Source organism: Pedobacter sp. TM02 (assembly GCF_059705275.1).
On record NZ_AP046530.1, the window covers coordinates 429426 to 446674 of the forward strand.

The following is a 17249-nucleotide window of genomic DNA, read 5'->3' on the forward strand; positions in this document are numbered from 1 at the left end:
TAGCAAATTATCCAGGGCTAAGCTGCCTAATTTGTGTTTTAACAAGCAGTTTTAAGCTCCTTTATAGATTATTCTATCTTTTCCGACAGAATTTTCATCTTTTTTCAATTCTTAATCCGTCAGCTTTGTATAAGCACGAAAAGTGATTATCCGCCACTTTTTGCAACTAAACTAACCAATTGGAACAAGTGAGCGCCAGCTCGTTTTGTTCCCGACTTACAACTAACCAAATAAATTATGAAAACAGATTTACGCATTCGTAATCCCCGACAGTGGAACTTGAAGTTGCTCTTTTGGTGTTTGTTGATGTCGGCCGGTTTTATTTCCTGTAAAAAGGAGATGAAGACTTCCGATGTTTACACGCTCAAGCAATGGAAGGTAAACCTAACCCCCAGTGATGTTGTTCCGGCAGTTGCCGGCCGAACGGATCATGCCGTTGCGGTATTTTACCTCATGACCGACAACAAGCTTTATTACTACCTCTATTTTGATCAGGCGTTGAACAACAACGATACGCCCACAAAGGCCATTGTTTATACAGGTGCAAGCGGCAGCAATGGAACGGTACTGATTGAGCTTAATAATGGGGCCTTTAGCAGCACCCGCGAAGTAAAAGGATCCGTTGCGGTTTCGGCTAGCACCATCAACGACCTGAATACCAAAACCAACTATTTGCAGATTGCCTCTAGCCAACAGCCTAACGGACTGGTGAGGGGGGATATGCAGTCATACTAACCAAACGAAAAACATGATGAAAATGAATCACTTTAAGATCAGATCTTTGGTGGGGTTGCTGAGCGTGCTTCCGGCAGTGGGTTGGGCCCAGGCTAAACCAGCACAAGTGGCAGACAGTACGCTGATCAAAAGATTTGACCCGAAGAACTACCTGCAAAAAGAAATAGGCCAGTGGAATGGATTTGGCAAAAAGGCCAATCAGGTTGAAGGGGTATCTACCATTTATGCAGAAGATGTAAATACTACCCCAGTATCAGATATCACCAACGTAGTAGCCGGTAGGCTGCCTGGATTGTACACCTTGCAATCATCGGCCAGAACTGGTTTTGATGGCACTTCGCTTACCTTAAGAGGACAAACGCCAATTATTGTAATTGATGGCGTGGTGCGTACGTTTACCAGTTTTAATCCTGATGATATTGAGAGCATAACGGTATTAAAAGATGCGCTTTCTACTTCGATGTACGGGATGCGCTCGTCGGGTGGGGTGGTGTACATTACTACTAAAAAACAAGCGGCCTATAAGCTATTTGAGATTAAATTCGGTGCCGAATACGGACATTTAGAGAATTTATTTACTCCTAATTTTATTACAGGCGCCAATTACGCTAAAATTTACAATGAGGCCCAGCAGAATACCTCGCCGGGCAGCACGCCATTGTACAGCGATGCTACTATTGCCGCTTATCAAAATGGCACCAACAATCCATTTTTGCAGCCTAACAATAACTGGTACGATTTGGTCTATAAAAAGAACAGTGCCCAACAACGCTATAACTTAGGGGTTTCGGGCAATTCTAAAACCTATAGGTATTATGCCAGTTTAGAGCATTTTAGCTCTGATGGTAATTTTGTAACCGATAACAACAATGCCTATAATACCAATAACTTTTATAAAAGGTACAACATGCGTACCAATGCCGAAATCAATTTTAACGAGGATATATCCCTACAGTTGAACGTTTTTGGTTCTATAGAAAATACCAATCAGCCGGGTGGCAATGCCAATACCATTATGGGCTTGGTATACAGTACTTCGCCTTTGGCCTATGCGGTAAAAAACCCTGATGGTACTTATGGCGGTACCGCATCTATTACCAATAATATTTTGGCCAATACCATTAATTCGGGCTATATCAGAGACAATAGCAGGTCTGTTAACGTCGATGTAGCTTTGAAGTATAAACTAGACGACCTTACCAAAGGTTTATGGGCCAAGGCTGGGCTTTCTATCAATAACTTTTATAACCAAACGGTTGATAGGGGCAAGAACTTTGCCATTTGGTATCCTACCGTATCTGGTTCTACCGTCACCTATACTAAATCTGGTGCCGATGGCAACGTTTCGGCCGGAACTGGCGCGGCTTCGATCTCTTCGCAGTTAAAACAAACCTATTATAACTTTTTGGTGGGTTATGATAAAACAGTTGGCCAGCATCAGTTAAACGTATTGGCCACTTATAATGGCGATAACAGATTGGCCAGCTACAACCAACTGAATCAGATTTACAGAACAGCAGGTTTGGCCATTAAGTACAATTATGGCGAAAGGTATTTTGCAGAGCTGGGCAATTCTTATGGCAGCTACAACCGCTATGCCAATGCCAATAAATGGATCTATCTGCCATCATTAGGTTTAAGTTGGGTAGCGAGCAAAGAAAGCTGGTTTAACTCGAACGCCATTAACTTCTTAAAGCTGAGAAGTACAGTTGGCTTAACCGCAATGGCTAATGCCGATGATTATTATTCTTATATCCAACGCTACAGCAACAGCACCACGGGCTATGTATTTGGTACGGCTTTAACCGGGGTTTCTGGCGCGGCAGAGAGTGGTTTGGCCACTACGAATATAGGTCCGGAAAAAGCCTTGAAGTTTGAAGTGGGTGCCGATGCGGCATTCTTCAATCAAAAATTAAATGTTGGCCTTACTTATTACCGTAACCGTTATTACGATCTGTTGCAGGCCCCTGCTTATGCGAGCAGCATTATCGGCCAAAACTATCCAAGCCAGAACATTGGCAAGAACAGGTTTTCGGGCATGGAGTTTACTGCCGATTATGTAGGCAAGGCTGGCGATTTTGGCTATAAAGTAGGTATCAATGCAAGCTTCCAAAAAAGCAGCGTAATTAATGCAGGCGAGCCTCAATTGCCTTATAGCTGGATGTACAGGGCGGGTAATCCGGTGGGTGGTACCAGAGGTTATGAGGCCATTGGCTTTTACAAAGCAGGAGAGAATGCCAGCAATACACCAACTATTTTGGGCTATAGTCCGGTGCCGGGAGATATCAAGTATAAAGACCTTAACGGCGATGGCGTAATCAGCACTTTAGACCAAAAGCTGATTTCAACCACCAAACCTTTTGTATTTGGAGGCCTAAATTTCGCCATGAACTACAAAGGTTTTGATTTGAGTGGTCTTTTTCAAGGCGTTTACAACCGTGTAATCCATTTGAGCCAATCGTCTATGCTGGCCCTAAATAACAATACAGGTTATGTATTGGATTATACCACCGAAAACAGATGGACCCCACAAAACCAGGTGAATGCTACTTTGCCTCGCCTTACTTTGGGTACCAATGTAAACAATAATGCGACCTCTACTTTCTGGCTAAGAAACGCGAACTACCTGCGCCTAAAAAACCTAGAAGTGGGCTATACGCTCCCGGCTGGCTTAGTGCGCAAAATGCATGTGGCTAAGTTGAGGGTATTTGTAAACAGCTATAACCTGTTTACCATTAGCAAGCTAGATTTTGATCCAGAATCGTATGTGAGTGCGTTCCCTAACCAAAGGGTAATCAATGGAGGTATATCATTAACATTATAGCAACAACTCTTATGAAAAAATATGTAATAGCAGTAATGACTGCCGTTTGTGTAGCTGGAACGTTGGGCTGTAAAAAGATGACAGAGAGCGAACCGCTAGAACTGATAGAAAAAGATTTAATTTTTGATTCGAAAGATTCTTTGGGCGTTAATGCCGAACGTTTCTTGAACAACATTTACTCGGGCCTGCCCAATGGCTTTAACCGTATTAGCAGCAACATGCTCGATGCAGGAACCGACGACGCCATTCCGAATGCTAACGGCGATGCCGTACAATACTTTAGCAATGGCGGTATTAGTCCAACTAACGTGGTAGACGATGTTTGGGCCAAAAATTATGCAAACATTAGAAAGGTAAATGTTTTTTTGGCCAATATTAACGTGGTGCCCCTTAACATTGCCGGATTAAAAGACCGTTGGAAAGCAGAGGCCAAGTGCTTAAGGGCCATGTCGTATTTCGAACTGATCAAACGCTGGGGAGGCGTGCCTTTAATTGGCGATAAGGTTTACGATGCCAACGAAACCATCACCGTTTCGCGCAACACTTATCAGCAATGCGTTGATTATATTCTTTCGGAGCTTAATGCAGCCATGCCATACCTGCTTACGGCAAATGGTTCTGTCAATGGAACTTTTGCCGCCAATTATTATGGCCGTTTTGGCAGGGGAGCAGCCATGGCGCTTAAATCAAGACTGCTACTGTATGCGGCCAGTCCTTTAAACAATCCATCGAATACGCTCACCAAGTGGGCCGATGCCGCCGCTGCGGCAAAAGCAGTGATGGACAGTGTAACCTTAGGCAAGTTTACCTATAAGCTGAACGATGCCGCTACTACCGCACATTATACGACTACCACTTTGGCTGGAGTAGCACCTTCAGCATCCTTATCGGCCTATGTAACCAACGTGAACAAGTTCTTGAGCGTATTTACCACCAATAGCAATAACGAGATCATTTTGCCGTACATGACCACCACCAACAGTACGGTTGAGGCGATTAATGATCCAGTAGGCTATACCCGCGCCAGTTCAACATCGGGCAAAACCAACCCTACACAAGAGTTGGTAAACGAGTATGAAATGAGCAATGGCAAGATGATTGGCGAGAGTGGTTCAGGTTATACCATCACCAATCCTTATTTCAATAGGGATCCTCGTTTTCCGGCAACCATTATGTTCGATGGCTTATACTGGCTGAACAGAAAAGTACAAACTACCGATGGAGGCTTAGACAGGCCATTCGGCTACGGAAGGGTAACCAAGGGCGAAACCAGAACAGGCTACTATTTGCGCAAATTCATGACCAGCAATAGCAGCGCAACCTCTTATGCTAACTATCCGCACGTGTTTCCGATTATGCGTTATGCCGAAATATTATTGAACTATGCCGAGGCACAAAACGAGGCTGTTGGTCCTGATAATACAGTATATAACGCAGTAAATGCCATTAGGGCAAGAGTAGGCATGCCAAATTTGCCAACTGGATTAACCCAGGCAGAGATGCGTACCCGTATCAGGCACGAGCGTAGGGTAGAATTTGCTTTCGAAGAGCAAAGGTTCTGGGATATCAGGAGGTGGAAAATTGCCGAAACCGTGTTGAATGGAAAATTACACGGCATCCAAGGCGTAGTATCAGGCAGTACAACAAACTATACCATTGTTGATGCCGCCGATGCCAAATTTGATGCCAACAAAATGTACCTGTTCCCCATTCCATTTAACGAGCTGGTATCCAATAAATCAATGGTTCAAAATCCCAATTGGTAAACATGAAAACAAAGCATATAAAAACAATCATATCATGTATTTGCTTGTTTCTGACGTTCTTTATTGCAAATAACGCTTGGGCACAAACAGGTAAAGTGGTTAATGGTACGGTGTCTGATGGGCAAGGTCCAATTCCGGCAGCAACCATTTACGAAAAAGAATTTAATACAAACGGTACGCAAACCGACGAGAAGGGCAAGTTTACCTTAAAATTAAGAGGTACACAAGGCATCATCGTAGTGAAGTCGATCGGCTTTTTGTCGCAAGAGATCAATGTGACAGGCAAGTCCGATATTCAAGTAAAACTAGAAAGCGATACCAAAGGTTTGGAAGAGGTAGTAGTGTTGGGTGTGGGCCAAACCGCTAAAAAAGTAACGCTTACAGGTTCGGTAAGTTCTATTTCTGGTAAGGAAATTAGGCAAAGTCCATCGGCCAGTTTGCAAAATACCCTGGCTGGTCGCTTGCCAGGATTTTTCTCGCAGCAAAGAAGTGGGCAACCAGGCAGAGACGGTGCTGCTTTTCAAATTAGGGGCATTAATACCTATGCCGGTGGTACTACGCCATTGATTATTGTTGACGATGTAGAATTTACTTCTGATCAGATCAGTCAGATCGATCCGAATGAGGTAGAAACCGTAACCATTTTAAAAGATGCTTCAACTACAGCGGTGTATGGTGTAAGAGGCGCCAATGGCGTAATCATTATTACTACACGCCGAGGCAGTTCGGGCAAGCCTGCTTTAACTTTTAAGAACGAAACAGGTTTGCAAATTCCAACGCAGCGCCCAGAAGTGAATGATGGTTATACCACCTTGAATTTGTTGAGGGAGCGTTTGGCAGGTCAATATACCAATCCGTTAAACTCTTATTCTAACTTTTTTGCTGGCAATAACTTGCAACATTATTTGTTAAACGATGATCCCTACAATTTTCCAAATGTTAACTGGTGGGATGAGGTGATTAAAAAAGTGAGTATCCAAAACCGTATCAACTTTGATATTTCTGGAGGCTCCGAAACGGTGAAATACTTTGTGAACCTAGGCTATTTGTACCAAGGTGGTTTGTTCAAAGATTTTTCAGAAGGCCAAGGCTACCAATCGAACTACATGTACAACCGTTACAACTTTAGATCGAACGTAGACATTACGCCTACAAAAACCTTAAAGATCAAGCTAGATTTATCAGGCAGGTTTGGGGTAACCAACGAGCCTAACGATAAGCCTTGGAATAACGGAGGTTCTACCTTCCAATATTTATGGAATGGCGAGTTATCGGGCTTTTTATACCCTGTTTATTGGCAAAATGGTTTAATCGCCAGTTCTGCTTCTTCTTTAACCAAACCCAATCCGGTAGCCAATTTAATGTACTCGGGCTATAACCGTTCTTATACCAATAACATTGCAGCGGTAACCAGCGCCAATCAAGAGCTTAATTTCATTACCAAAGGGCTTTCGGCCAACGGTTTGTTGTCTTTTGCTAGCGATTATGGCTTTAGCAGAAACTTGACCAGAAGCTCATCAGAAATCTTGGCTTATACCTATAATGTAAACACGGGTAAATACGATCCGGTAACGCCTAACTTATACCGTATGGGCGCATTGAGCAGAAGTTCCTCTAACTCGGGTACCAACCGCACCTTAAATTTAAGGGCAAGCTTAAACTATAGCCGTACTTTCGATAAGCATGCGGTAAGCGCGTTAGCCTTGTACAACCAAACTACCTATAACGCCGATCCATCAGGTAGTGTAGCGGCCGATCCTTACAACATTAAAGGATTTACCGGAAAGCTCACTTATGCCTATAACCAAAAATATCTGCTTGATTTAACAGCTGCCTATAATGGTTCAGACCGTTTCGAATCGAGCAAGCGTTTCCAATGGTTCCCGGCGGCAAGTATTGGTTGGAATGTAAGCGAAGAAAGCTTTATCAAAGACAACCTGAAGTTTATCGATTTCTTGAAACTGAGGGCCTCTTATGGTTTGACCGGTAATGACAATATTGGTAGCAACACCTACATTTACCAAAAATCTTACGGTACTGGCGCCAGTGGTATCATCTTTGGCGAAACCCCGCAAAGCTATGGCGGTATAGTAGAGCCAACCTTGGGCAATGCCAACATTACCTGGATGACTACCGAAGATTTTGATGCCGGTATAGACCTGAAGCTTTTTGGCTCGCGCCTATCGATTACTGCCGATTACTTTAAAAAGGTAACCAAAGATATCTTAACCACGCCAGGTTTGATCCCGAGTTCTTTCGGAGCTTCATTGCCTCCTTATAACTTGGGCAAAGTATCTAATAAAGGTTACGAATTGGATCTTACCTATAGGGATAAAATCGGTAAAGACTTTAGCTTATTTGTGAATACCAACGTTACCTATGCCAGAAACAAAGTTTTATACAGAGATGAGCCAAGCTATCTTTATCCTTGGTTAGCTTCTACGGGCAAACCTGTAGGCGCAACGTTCCAGTATACTTACGATGGTTTCTACGAAAGCCTTTACGATTTGTACAACTCGCCTAAATTGGCTTCTTCTACGCAGTTGAGTACCATCAACTTGGGCTCGGTTAAGTTTAAGGACCTCAATGGCGATGGCATTATCGATGCAAACGATAGAGGTTACATTGGCGATAACAATCCGAACTTTACCGGGGGCTTGAGCCTTGGTTTTTCTTACAAAGGATTTGATGTTTCTACCTTGTTCCAAGGTTCGTTCAAATACATTATCAGCATGTACCGTGGCTCTTTGGGCTATGGCAGGCCAGACCGCGTGTCGGTGCCATGGAATGCTACCCGTTGGACGCCAGTTACCGCTGGTTCTGCTACTTTCCCCGACTTGGCAGGTGCACAGAATGGTTTTGATGGGGCCAACCTTTCTACCTTTTGGTATGTACCTGGCGATTTCATCAGATGGAAACAGTTCGAAGTAGGCTATCGCTTCCCAACCACATTTGCTAAAAAACTCCATGTAAACAACATTAGGGTATACGCCAATGGTTATAACATGGGCTTGGTGTACAGCAAAATTCCTTCTTTCGTCGACCCTGAATCGGCACTGTCTTCATCAGTGGGCGAATACCCGCAACAAAGGGTATTTAATTTCGGGATACAGTTTGGGCTATAATTAAAAAATGTAAAGAGATGAAAAGTAAAATATTAGCAATAGCATTGGCCGTTTCGGGCACCCTATTGATTGTATCTTGTAAAAAGGGCGGTTCTTTAGATCCTAAAGTAGAGCCACTTACCGAAGCAAAAGTTTTTGCCGATAGTGCAATGACTTTTAACTTCTTGAACAACATCTATTATAATACTGGTTTGGATATCCATCCTTACCGTAATACCATAGGTGGGGCTACAGGCGGTGGCCCAGGCAGCAGCGATTGGAACGATAGTTTTGAAACCTTGAGCTCTAATGCCGCCAGTGGTTATTCTGGCCAGAACGTATTTTTATCAGGTACGGCCAACTCCAACTCGCATCCCTTACTGGCCATGTGGGCATTATTGTACAAAAAGGTGAGGGCGGCCAACAAGTTCATGGCCAACGTACCTCAATCGCCAATTTCTGCTGCCCGTAAAAAGACAATGATTGCCGAGGCTCGTTTCTTGAGAGCTTTTTATTATCAGATGCTGATCCGTTTTTACGGTGGCGTACAGTTAATGGGCGATGACGTGAGCGATGATTTCCCGACCTACGACTACAAACGCAATACCTACAAAGAGTGCGTTGATTATGTAGCCAGCGAGTACGACAAAGCTGCCGCAGACCTGCCTTCGGCTTTAACACTCGAAGCCATTAATTATGGTAGGGCTACTTCGGGTGCTTGTAAAGCTTTTAAAGCCAGGTTGTTGCTTACTGCTGCAAGTCCGCTGTTTAACGGTAGTCCGGCTTCAACTAATGCTAGTGTATTGCCTTTAATTTGCTATTCGGCCAATTATGATGCTTCCTTGTGGCAAAAAGCGGCCGATGCCTGTAAAGCGGTGATCGATTTGCCAGACTATGCTTTGGTGGTTGATAACACAACACCAGGAAATGGTTTTTGGAAATTGTTTACCAGTGGCCGTAAAAACTCAGAATTCATCTTTGCGTATAATATCGCCCTTGGATCGGCCACTAGCCAATCGGCCACTGCAGGTAACTTAGAACGCGCTTGGTTTCCGCGCTCCAATAGCAATGCTACCGATTTAACCTATATGAACCCGAGCCAAAACTTGGTGGAGGCTTTCGGTATGGCCAACGGTAAAATGATCAGCGAAAGTGGTTCGGGCTTTAACGCATTAGATCCTTATAAAAATCGCGACCCGAGGTTCTATAATTCGATTATCTATAATCAGGCTACCATGACCAGTAAAACTACTACGGCATTGGCTACGATTAATATTTACTCGAATGCTGCGGGTACACGTGTGGGCGATGGGATAGAGGCTTATTATACCAAAACTGGCTATTATACCCGTAAAATGTGCAACGACAGGATTCCTTACAATAGTTTAACCGTAGATCGTTCGTTGCCGGTAATCCGCTTGGCAGAAATGATCATGGGCTATGCCGAAGCATTGAACGAATTGGGACAAACCGAAGCGGCGGTGGTAGAGCTGAATAAAATCAGGAGCAGAGGTGGAGTAGCCGCAGGAGCTGATAACCGCTATGGCATTCCGACCGGCATTAGCAAAGACAATTTGCGTACGCTGATCAGAAACGAATACCGTGTAGAGTTTTATGGAGAAGGCCATTGGTTTTACGATACCCGCAGATGGAAAACAGCCGAACAAACAGAAAGTGGGGCCTTGCAGTTGATGCGTGCTACGCAAAATGCAGCAGGCAGCCCATATCCTTTTAAATATGAAGTTCAAAATGTGTTTACCACCAAATTTATTGCCCCAGCCATGTATTTCGTGCCTATTCCATTGGCCGAAATATTAAAGTCTAAAAATTTGTTGGTTCAAAATCCTGGATGGTAGAGTGTGGTGGATAAGTGGAGCATAAGCTGGTTTTAATCAGTTTATGCTCCTTATAAAAGTATGTAGTTTTTCGAATATGCTAACCACAATTATAGTTCAGCAAGCATAGAACCACCTGCTGAGCATTTTTTACCTAAATCAATCTAAAACCATGAAAACAAGAAAAACAAATCTTTTAGCCTCTTTAGTAGTGGGGGTTGCACTTTTAAGTGCCTGCGAAAAGGCGAAAGTAACCCCAGTAACCACCAATAGCCTCAAGGTAGCAACCCAATCAACCCTACCCTCAGGCTATACCGTTCCAACTTTTGTAACCAATCCCAAAAACCTAAACATCGTAATGTTTGTGCCTACAGATAATCCGGCATTAAGCGACTACAAAACCCGTTTAACCGATTTGATGGTACATTTTCAAAACTGGTTGCATACCGAAATGTCGCGCTATGGCTACGACAAGTATATGGGCTTGGCCAAAGATACCAGCGGTCTCGTTAAGTTTATCGAAATCCCTGCGGCAGGTCCGCAAGCCGATTATCCTTACAGCTCGAGTATTTCGGCCAATAAAATCATCAACGAAGTGAATGCCTACAAAGCCACGCATGCCAGCGAGTTCTCCAATTCGCAGCACATGCTTATTTTGCTGCCGCAACGTACCGATGCCAGCAGCGATGGGCAACCGTTTTACGGCTATGGCAAATATTGCTTCGCCCTCGATAACAGCAATATGGCCGTCAGCAAAATCCCTAATCCGAGCTCAAACTACATTGGGGGTATGCTGCACGAATTGGGCCATGGATTAAACCTGCCTCATGATCATGGAAAATACACCTCAGAACAACCAACTTTGGGTACTTCGTTAATGTCTGATGGCAACGTAACCTTTAGCAAAGGCCAACCTACTTTCCTCACCGGTGTTGATGCCGCGATATTGAACCGAAACGAGGTTTTTCAGGATCCTTCGCCAAGTGAAACACCTTATGGTAGCGCCACTACAACCCTTAATGCCAACATGACCTACAATAGTACGGCACAAACTTTTAGTTTAACAGGTAATTTTACAAGTGATAAAACCGTGAGCGACATTCTGGTATACCTCGATCCAAAAACAAGCGCCAGCGATGCCGATTATAATGCCGTAACCTGGCGATTTAATCCCGGAGCTGGAAACACCTTAACTGGTACCATGGCGCTCAACGATCTTTATTATAAAACCAACGAGCCTTATGAACTAAGGGTTAAGCTGTTGTTGAATAATGGCAGTACCATTTCTAAAGCTTATTCTTTCTCGTTTTTAAGTGGCGTGCCACAATTGGGCGTAAATGGATCGGCCAAATTTTTCCAAAATGCCAGCTATGGTGGCTATGGGGTATCGTTGCCTGTAGGCAATTACACCACTGCCGATCTGATCAGCATGGGCATTAGCAATAACGACGTGTCATCTGTAAATGTTGGCCTGGGTATAAAAGTAATTATGTACGATGGCGACAATTTTACCGGAAGCAGCATTGAACTTACTTCATCAAGTTCTTATGTTTCTACATTCAATGATAAAGCATCGTCAATAAAGGTAATAGCACTTTAATAGTTTAGTAGTTAAGTATCCCTGGTGCCCATTGGGCACTGGGGTTTTTAAATAAGTATATTAGCCTTAGTTTACCTAAGGAAAAACATAAATGAAAATTAAAAAATCGATTATACTGCTGTATTTCGTATTGGCGAGCTGTTTAACGATGGCACAAACCATGGCCAAGCCAGATCTTACTTGGTTTAAAAATGCCAAGTTCGGATTGTTCTTGCACTGGGGCTTGTACTCGCAAACAGCTGGCGATTGGAATGGGCATCCGGCCAAGGGAGGCGAGCATTTCATGCTCTACGAACGCATCCCTGTAAAAACCTATGCCACCATTGCCAACGATTTTAACCCTATCCAATTTAATGCCGAAACTTGGGTGAAGCAAGCCAAGGCTACTGGGATGAAATACATTGTTTATACCACCAAACACCACGATGGTTTTGCCATGTACAATTCGGCGGTAAGTCAGTACAACATCGTAAAACAAACCCCATTTAAGCGGGATCCGCTGGCCGAACTGGCGGCAGCCTGCAAAAAATACAACCTCAAGCTCTGCCTGTATTACTCGCTGGGGCGCGATTGGGAAGACCCAGATGTGCCTACCAACTGGCCGGTAAAAGCGGGGCGAAGCAATACCTGGGATTATCCGAACGAAGATGCCAAGGTGTTTAGCCGCTATTTTGAGCGCAAAGTAAAACCTCAAATCAAAGAATTATTAAGCAATTACGGCCCGATAGGCGTGCTGTGGTTCGATACACCCGAACTGATCAGCAAAAAGGAAAGCGCCGAATTGCGCGCGCTGGTTGCCCAATTGCAGCCACAATGCCTGGTCAACAATCGTATTGGCGGTGGTTATGGCGATTTTTCCATTTCGGAACAAACCCTGGATGCCTCGTCGAAAAAAGCCTGGGAAGCCTGCATCACCATTGGCAAAAACTGGGGCTATAGCCGTCACGATAGTACCTGGAAATCGGCCGAAATGCTGGTGCGCAACCTTATTGATGTCGTGGCCAACAACGGCAACCTCCTGCTCAACGTAGGGCCGATGGGCAATGGCGCCTTTCCCAACTGGGCCGTTAAAAGGCTCGACACCATTGGCGCCTGGATGAAAATTAACCAAGAAGCCATTACCGGTACCTCGCCATTTCGCCTACCAGCCGAAGGCTATGACAAAGAAACCTCAAAAACCGACGATAAAAATACCATGAAAGATGCCGTACACGATGCTACGCCTAAATCTACCAAAGCCGATGTGTTTTTTACCACCAAAGGCCGAACGGTATATGTCCTGCTCAGAAGTTGGCACAACCAATCGCTACGGCTCAAAAGCCTAAATGGGATGCCTATAAAAGCCATTGGTTTATTGGGCAACCGTAAAAAAGTAGAGTGGCAGCAAACCGCCGAAGGAGTAGCCATTACGCTTCCGGCAGACTTTTCGAAAACAAACCCTATTCCAATATATACCTTAAAAATAGACCTGAAATGAACAAAGTCCTCTGCACGATTTTTTTAGGCCTGCTGGGCCTAGGGCTGAGGGCACAGGCACCATTGGCCATTATCCCTTATCCAAAGCAGGTGACGGTACAGACAGGTACATTCACTTTTGATCAAAATACAACGATCTTTGCCTTAAGCGAGGAGCTGCAAAGCCAGCAACAGTATTTGAGGCAAAGTCTTTTTCAGCTGTACGGCCTTAACTTTTACCCAGGCAAAGACAAAAAAGCCACCATTGTTTTAAAACTGAGCGGTAAGCCTGGCGTTAAAGGGGCTTATCAGCTAACCGTCAACCCTTCACAAATTGTGATTGAAGCGCCAACAGGTAATGGCGTGTTTAACGGCATCCAGTCGCTGTTGCAGCTGTTGCGGGGTGCTGGCGAATTTAAAAACAGCCTGAAAATACCATCATTGCTTATTAAAGATGAACCGTTGTACCAATGGCGTGGCTTTATGCTCGACGAATCGAGGCACTTCTTTGGCAAAAAGAAAGTAAAGGCCCTGCTCGATTGGATGGCGCTATACAAGCTCAACCGTTTCCATTGGCACCTGACCGATGAGCCAGCCTGGCGCTTGGCCATTAAAAAATACCCGATGCTAACTTTAATTGGAGGCATTGGCACCTACACCGACCCCAATGAGCCGGCCCAATATTACAGCCAGGCCGATGTGCAAGAAATTGTGGCCTATGCCGCCACGCGTTTTATAGAAGTGATCCCCGAAATTGATATGCCCGGACATGCTACGGCGGCCAATAGGGCTTACCCGGCCTTTACCGGCGGCGGCTCTAAAGACCATCCGGAGTTTACCTTTAATCCAGGCAAGGAAAAAACCTATGCCTATTTGGCCAATATCCTGCAAGAAACGCAGTTGCTATTTCCTTCAAACCTCATTCATTTGGGAGGCGATGAAGTAAGCTTTGGCAACGAAAAATGGAATGCCGATAGTGGCATTACAGCCTTAAAACAGCAACATGGCTTGGCCAATAACCTGGCCGTAGAACGTTATTTTATGAAACGCATGGCCGATTCGGTTTTCGCCATGCAGGGTAAAGTGGCGGTGTGGGACGAAATGGTTGATGCCGGTTTGCCTGTTGAAAACACGGTGATCTTTTGGTGGCGCCATGATAAGCCAATCCAGCTGGAACAAGCGCTAGATAAAGGCTATGCTACGGTGCTCTGCCCGCGATTGCCTTTATATTTCGATTTTGTTCAGGACAAAAGCCATCAGCATGGCCGCAAGTGGGATGGCAAATTCAACGACCTGCTTTCGGTGTACCATTTTGATGCGGCTGCCTTCACCAGCAAACCTACTACAACTGTTTTGGGGTTGCAGGCCAACCTGTGGACAGAAACCGTTCAGAACGAGCAACGCTTCGATTACCTGGTGTTTCCGCGTTTGGCGGCCTTGGCCGCTGCGGCCTGGACAGCGCCGGCAGCTAGAAACGACGAACAGTTTCTAAATCAGGTAAAAATCCATATCGATTGGTATAAAAAAGCTGGATTGAACTTTTATAATCCTTTTAACCCCATACAAACCCCCGAGCCGGCCAGCAAGCGCAGGTTGCCGCTAAATTATAAAGACTAATGAGAAGATGGCTTTTTTTGATCTGCTTATCGGCCACCGGTTTTGTAGCCAAAGCCCAGCGCCTCAATTGGTCATCGTTTATGGACCAACAAGCCATGCAATGGGATGCCATTGGCCGAAACTATTACAGCGGTGTCCTGCTGGGCAATGGCTTGCTGGGCGTTAACATTTATCAGCCCGAAAAAGAAGCGCTGCGTTTCGCCATTGGCCGTAGCGATGTAACCGATAATCGTGTGGCGCTATATCCAGCAGCGAGCAAGCTTTACACGCAGGCCCGTTTGCCCATTGGCTATTTTAAACTCGTAACCAAGGGCCGTATTTTAACTGCTACGGCCAAGCTCGATATCTACAGGGCATTGGCCGAAGGAAAACTGACCACCGACTCGGGCGAGGTTCAGTTTATGGCCTATGTATCGGCCGTAAAAGACGTCATTACCATCGATTTGCAAGGTAGGGGAAAAGAACAGCCACAGTTGGAGTTTGTACCCGAGCCCAGCATCAGTCCGCGTTTTTTGCAAAGCTATCCTAAAGACAAGCCTGCAGCTTTCGCACCAAATCCACCTATCGAAAAAACAACGAATAACGGGTTCACCATTTATCATCAAGCCTTGCTTAATGGTGGCGGCTATTCAACGGTTTATCAAACTATTTCCGATAATCAACACGCCCAAACCATGATCAGTATTGGCTATGACGAAGACAACAGCAGGGAGGAGACAGCCCTAGCTCAGCAAAACCTAATCGGCTTCCAAAAAAGCAGTGCCAATTTTGCCGAACACGAAAATTGGTGGCGCAATTACTATCCTAAAAGTTTTGTTTCGGTACCCGATAAGCGTATGGAAACCTTTTATTGGGCGCAATTGTACAAGTTGGCGGCCTTAACGCGCCCAACCAAGCCCATGATAGACCTGATGGGACCCTGGACCAATCCTACGCCTTGGCCTGCCATTTGGTGGAATTTGAATACGCAGCTCACTTATTCGCCCCTGTTTACTTCTAACCATGTAGAGCTGGCCGAGCCTTTGTTCGAGGCCCTGAACCGCTATCAGAACAACCTGATTGAAAATGTGCCCAAAGCCTGGCAAAACGACGCGGCCGCCATCGGCCGGTCGTCATCTTATAACCTGGTAAGCAAAATAAGCGAAGCCGAAATAGAAAAAGGCAGCTTTGAATCGGCAAACCTGACCTGGACCCTTTTTTATTACTACCAGTATTATTTGTATACCGGCGATCGGGCTACGCTTAAGGATAAAATCTATCCCTTGCTCAAAAGAAGCACTAATTTCTTGATCCATGTATTGACAAAAGACGAGCAGGGCATTTACCATCTGCGCGAATCGTTTTCGCCCGAATATAAAAGTGCCGTAGATGCCAACTATGGTCTGGCCTCTTTAAATTGGGCGTTAAATACGCTCATGGCGATTAACAACGAGCTTGGGCTGAAAGATAAGGATGCTGCCAAGTGGAAAGCAATCAAAACCAACCTGACTCCATATCCGCAAAACGAAACCGGGTTTATGATTGGAAAAGATGTGGCCCTAGAAAGCTCACATCGCCATTATTCGCACTTGATGATGATTTATCCCTATCATTTGGTGAATTGGGATGACCCTAAAAATCATGAGGTTATCGAAAAATCTATCCAACACTGGCTATCGCTCAAAGGAGCCCTGCAGGGTTACACTTTTACGGGTGCCGCATCGCTGTATGCCAGTATGGGCAAAGGCGATCTGGCTTACGACATGCTCAACCAGCTGTTCGATAAATACATCAGGCCGAATACGCTTTACGAAGAATCAGGCCCGGTAATCGAAACTCCTTTGTCGGCTTTGACCTCGGTGCAGGAAATGCTGCTCCAGTCGTGGGGCGGTAAGATCCGGGTTTTTCCGGCTATACCTGTTGCCTGGAAAAATGCGGCATTTGATCAGTTATTGGCCGTAGGCGCCTTCGAAGTGTCAGCCAAGCTAGAAAATGGCAATACTACCTACATCAAGATCAAAAGCAAAATTGGTGGTACCTGTACGTTGCAAACTACGCTCAAACCGCTGGTGGTAAAAAGCGACAAAGGCAAGGCGCCATCATTGAAGCACACACAGTTGGAGGGCAAGCAGCTCCTTACTTTCGAAACCGAACCTGGCCAAATCATCGAATTTTTCGCCTCAAAAGATACCAACAAAATGATTTTTCCCGTAGCCTACGAGTTTTACAAAGACTGGCAATGGGGATTGAACAAAGGCAAAACCAAGTAACAGCACATCTGAAATTTATATGAAAACAACACCTCAACTTCGAAAACTAAAATTAGCGTGTCTT

The 17249-nt window shown here is 44.9% G+C and carries 9 protein-coding genes; all 9 read left to right on the top strand.

Annotated elements, in window-relative coordinates:
• Positions 1-237 precede the first annotated feature (237 nt).
• On the top strand, positions 238-735 hold the full coding sequence (locus AC6H1S_RS01900) for a CHRD domain-containing protein (RefSeq protein ID WP_199140102.1): 498 nt from the start codon (positions 238-240) through the stop codon (positions 733-735).
• 13 nt (positions 736-748) lie between these two features.
• Positions 749-3559, top strand: a complete 2811-nt coding sequence (locus tag AC6H1S_RS01905) for a SusC/RagA family TonB-linked outer membrane protein (protein ID WP_497564919.1) — start codon at positions 749-751, stop codon at positions 3557-3559.
• 11 nt (positions 3560-3570) lie between these two features.
• On the top strand, positions 3571-5325 hold the full coding sequence (locus AC6H1S_RS01910) for a RagB/SusD family nutrient uptake outer membrane protein (RefSeq protein WP_497564920.1): 1755 nt from the start codon (positions 3571-3573) through the stop codon (positions 5323-5325).
• A 44-nt stretch (positions 5326-5369) separates the two neighbouring features.
• Positions 5370-8450, top strand: a complete 3081-nt coding sequence (locus tag AC6H1S_RS01915; RefSeq protein ID WP_497564921.1) for a SusC/RagA family TonB-linked outer membrane protein — start codon at positions 5370-5372, stop codon at positions 8448-8450.
• A 17-nt stretch (positions 8451-8467) separates the two neighbouring features.
• Positions 8468-10285: a RagB/SusD family nutrient uptake outer membrane protein gene (locus tag AC6H1S_RS01920; RefSeq protein WP_497564922.1), complete on the top strand. Its 1818-nt coding sequence runs from the start codon at positions 8468-8470 to the stop codon at positions 10283-10285.
• Between the two features lie 151 nt (positions 10286-10436).
• Positions 10437-11864: a hypothetical protein gene (locus AC6H1S_RS01925; protein ID WP_497564923.1), complete on the top strand. Its 1428-nt coding sequence runs from the start codon at positions 10437-10439 to the stop codon at positions 11862-11864.
• A gap of 91 nt (positions 11865-11955) precedes the next feature.
• The gene (locus AC6H1S_RS01930; RefSeq protein WP_497564924.1) at positions 11956-13341 is read left to right on the top strand and encodes an alpha-L-fucosidase; all 1386 of its coding nucleotides are present in this window, start codon (positions 11956-11958) and stop codon (positions 13339-13341) included.
• Positions 13338-14936 carry a beta-N-acetylhexosaminidase gene (locus tag AC6H1S_RS01935; RefSeq protein WP_497564925.1) on the top strand — a complete coding sequence of 533 codons (1599 nt, stop codon included), beginning with the start codon at positions 13338-13340 and terminating at the stop codon, positions 14934-14936. The genes AC6H1S_RS01930 and AC6H1S_RS01935 overlap by 4 nt, the downstream gene beginning before the upstream one ends.
• Positions 14936-17185 (top strand): glycosyl hydrolase family 95 catalytic domain-containing protein, encoded by a 2250-nt coding sequence (locus AC6H1S_RS01940; RefSeq protein WP_497564926.1) that lies wholly within the window; start codon positions 14936-14938, stop codon positions 17183-17185. Before AC6H1S_RS01935 ends, AC6H1S_RS01940 begins: the two co-directional genes overlap by 1 nt.
• Positions 17186-17249: the final 64 nt, after the last annotated feature.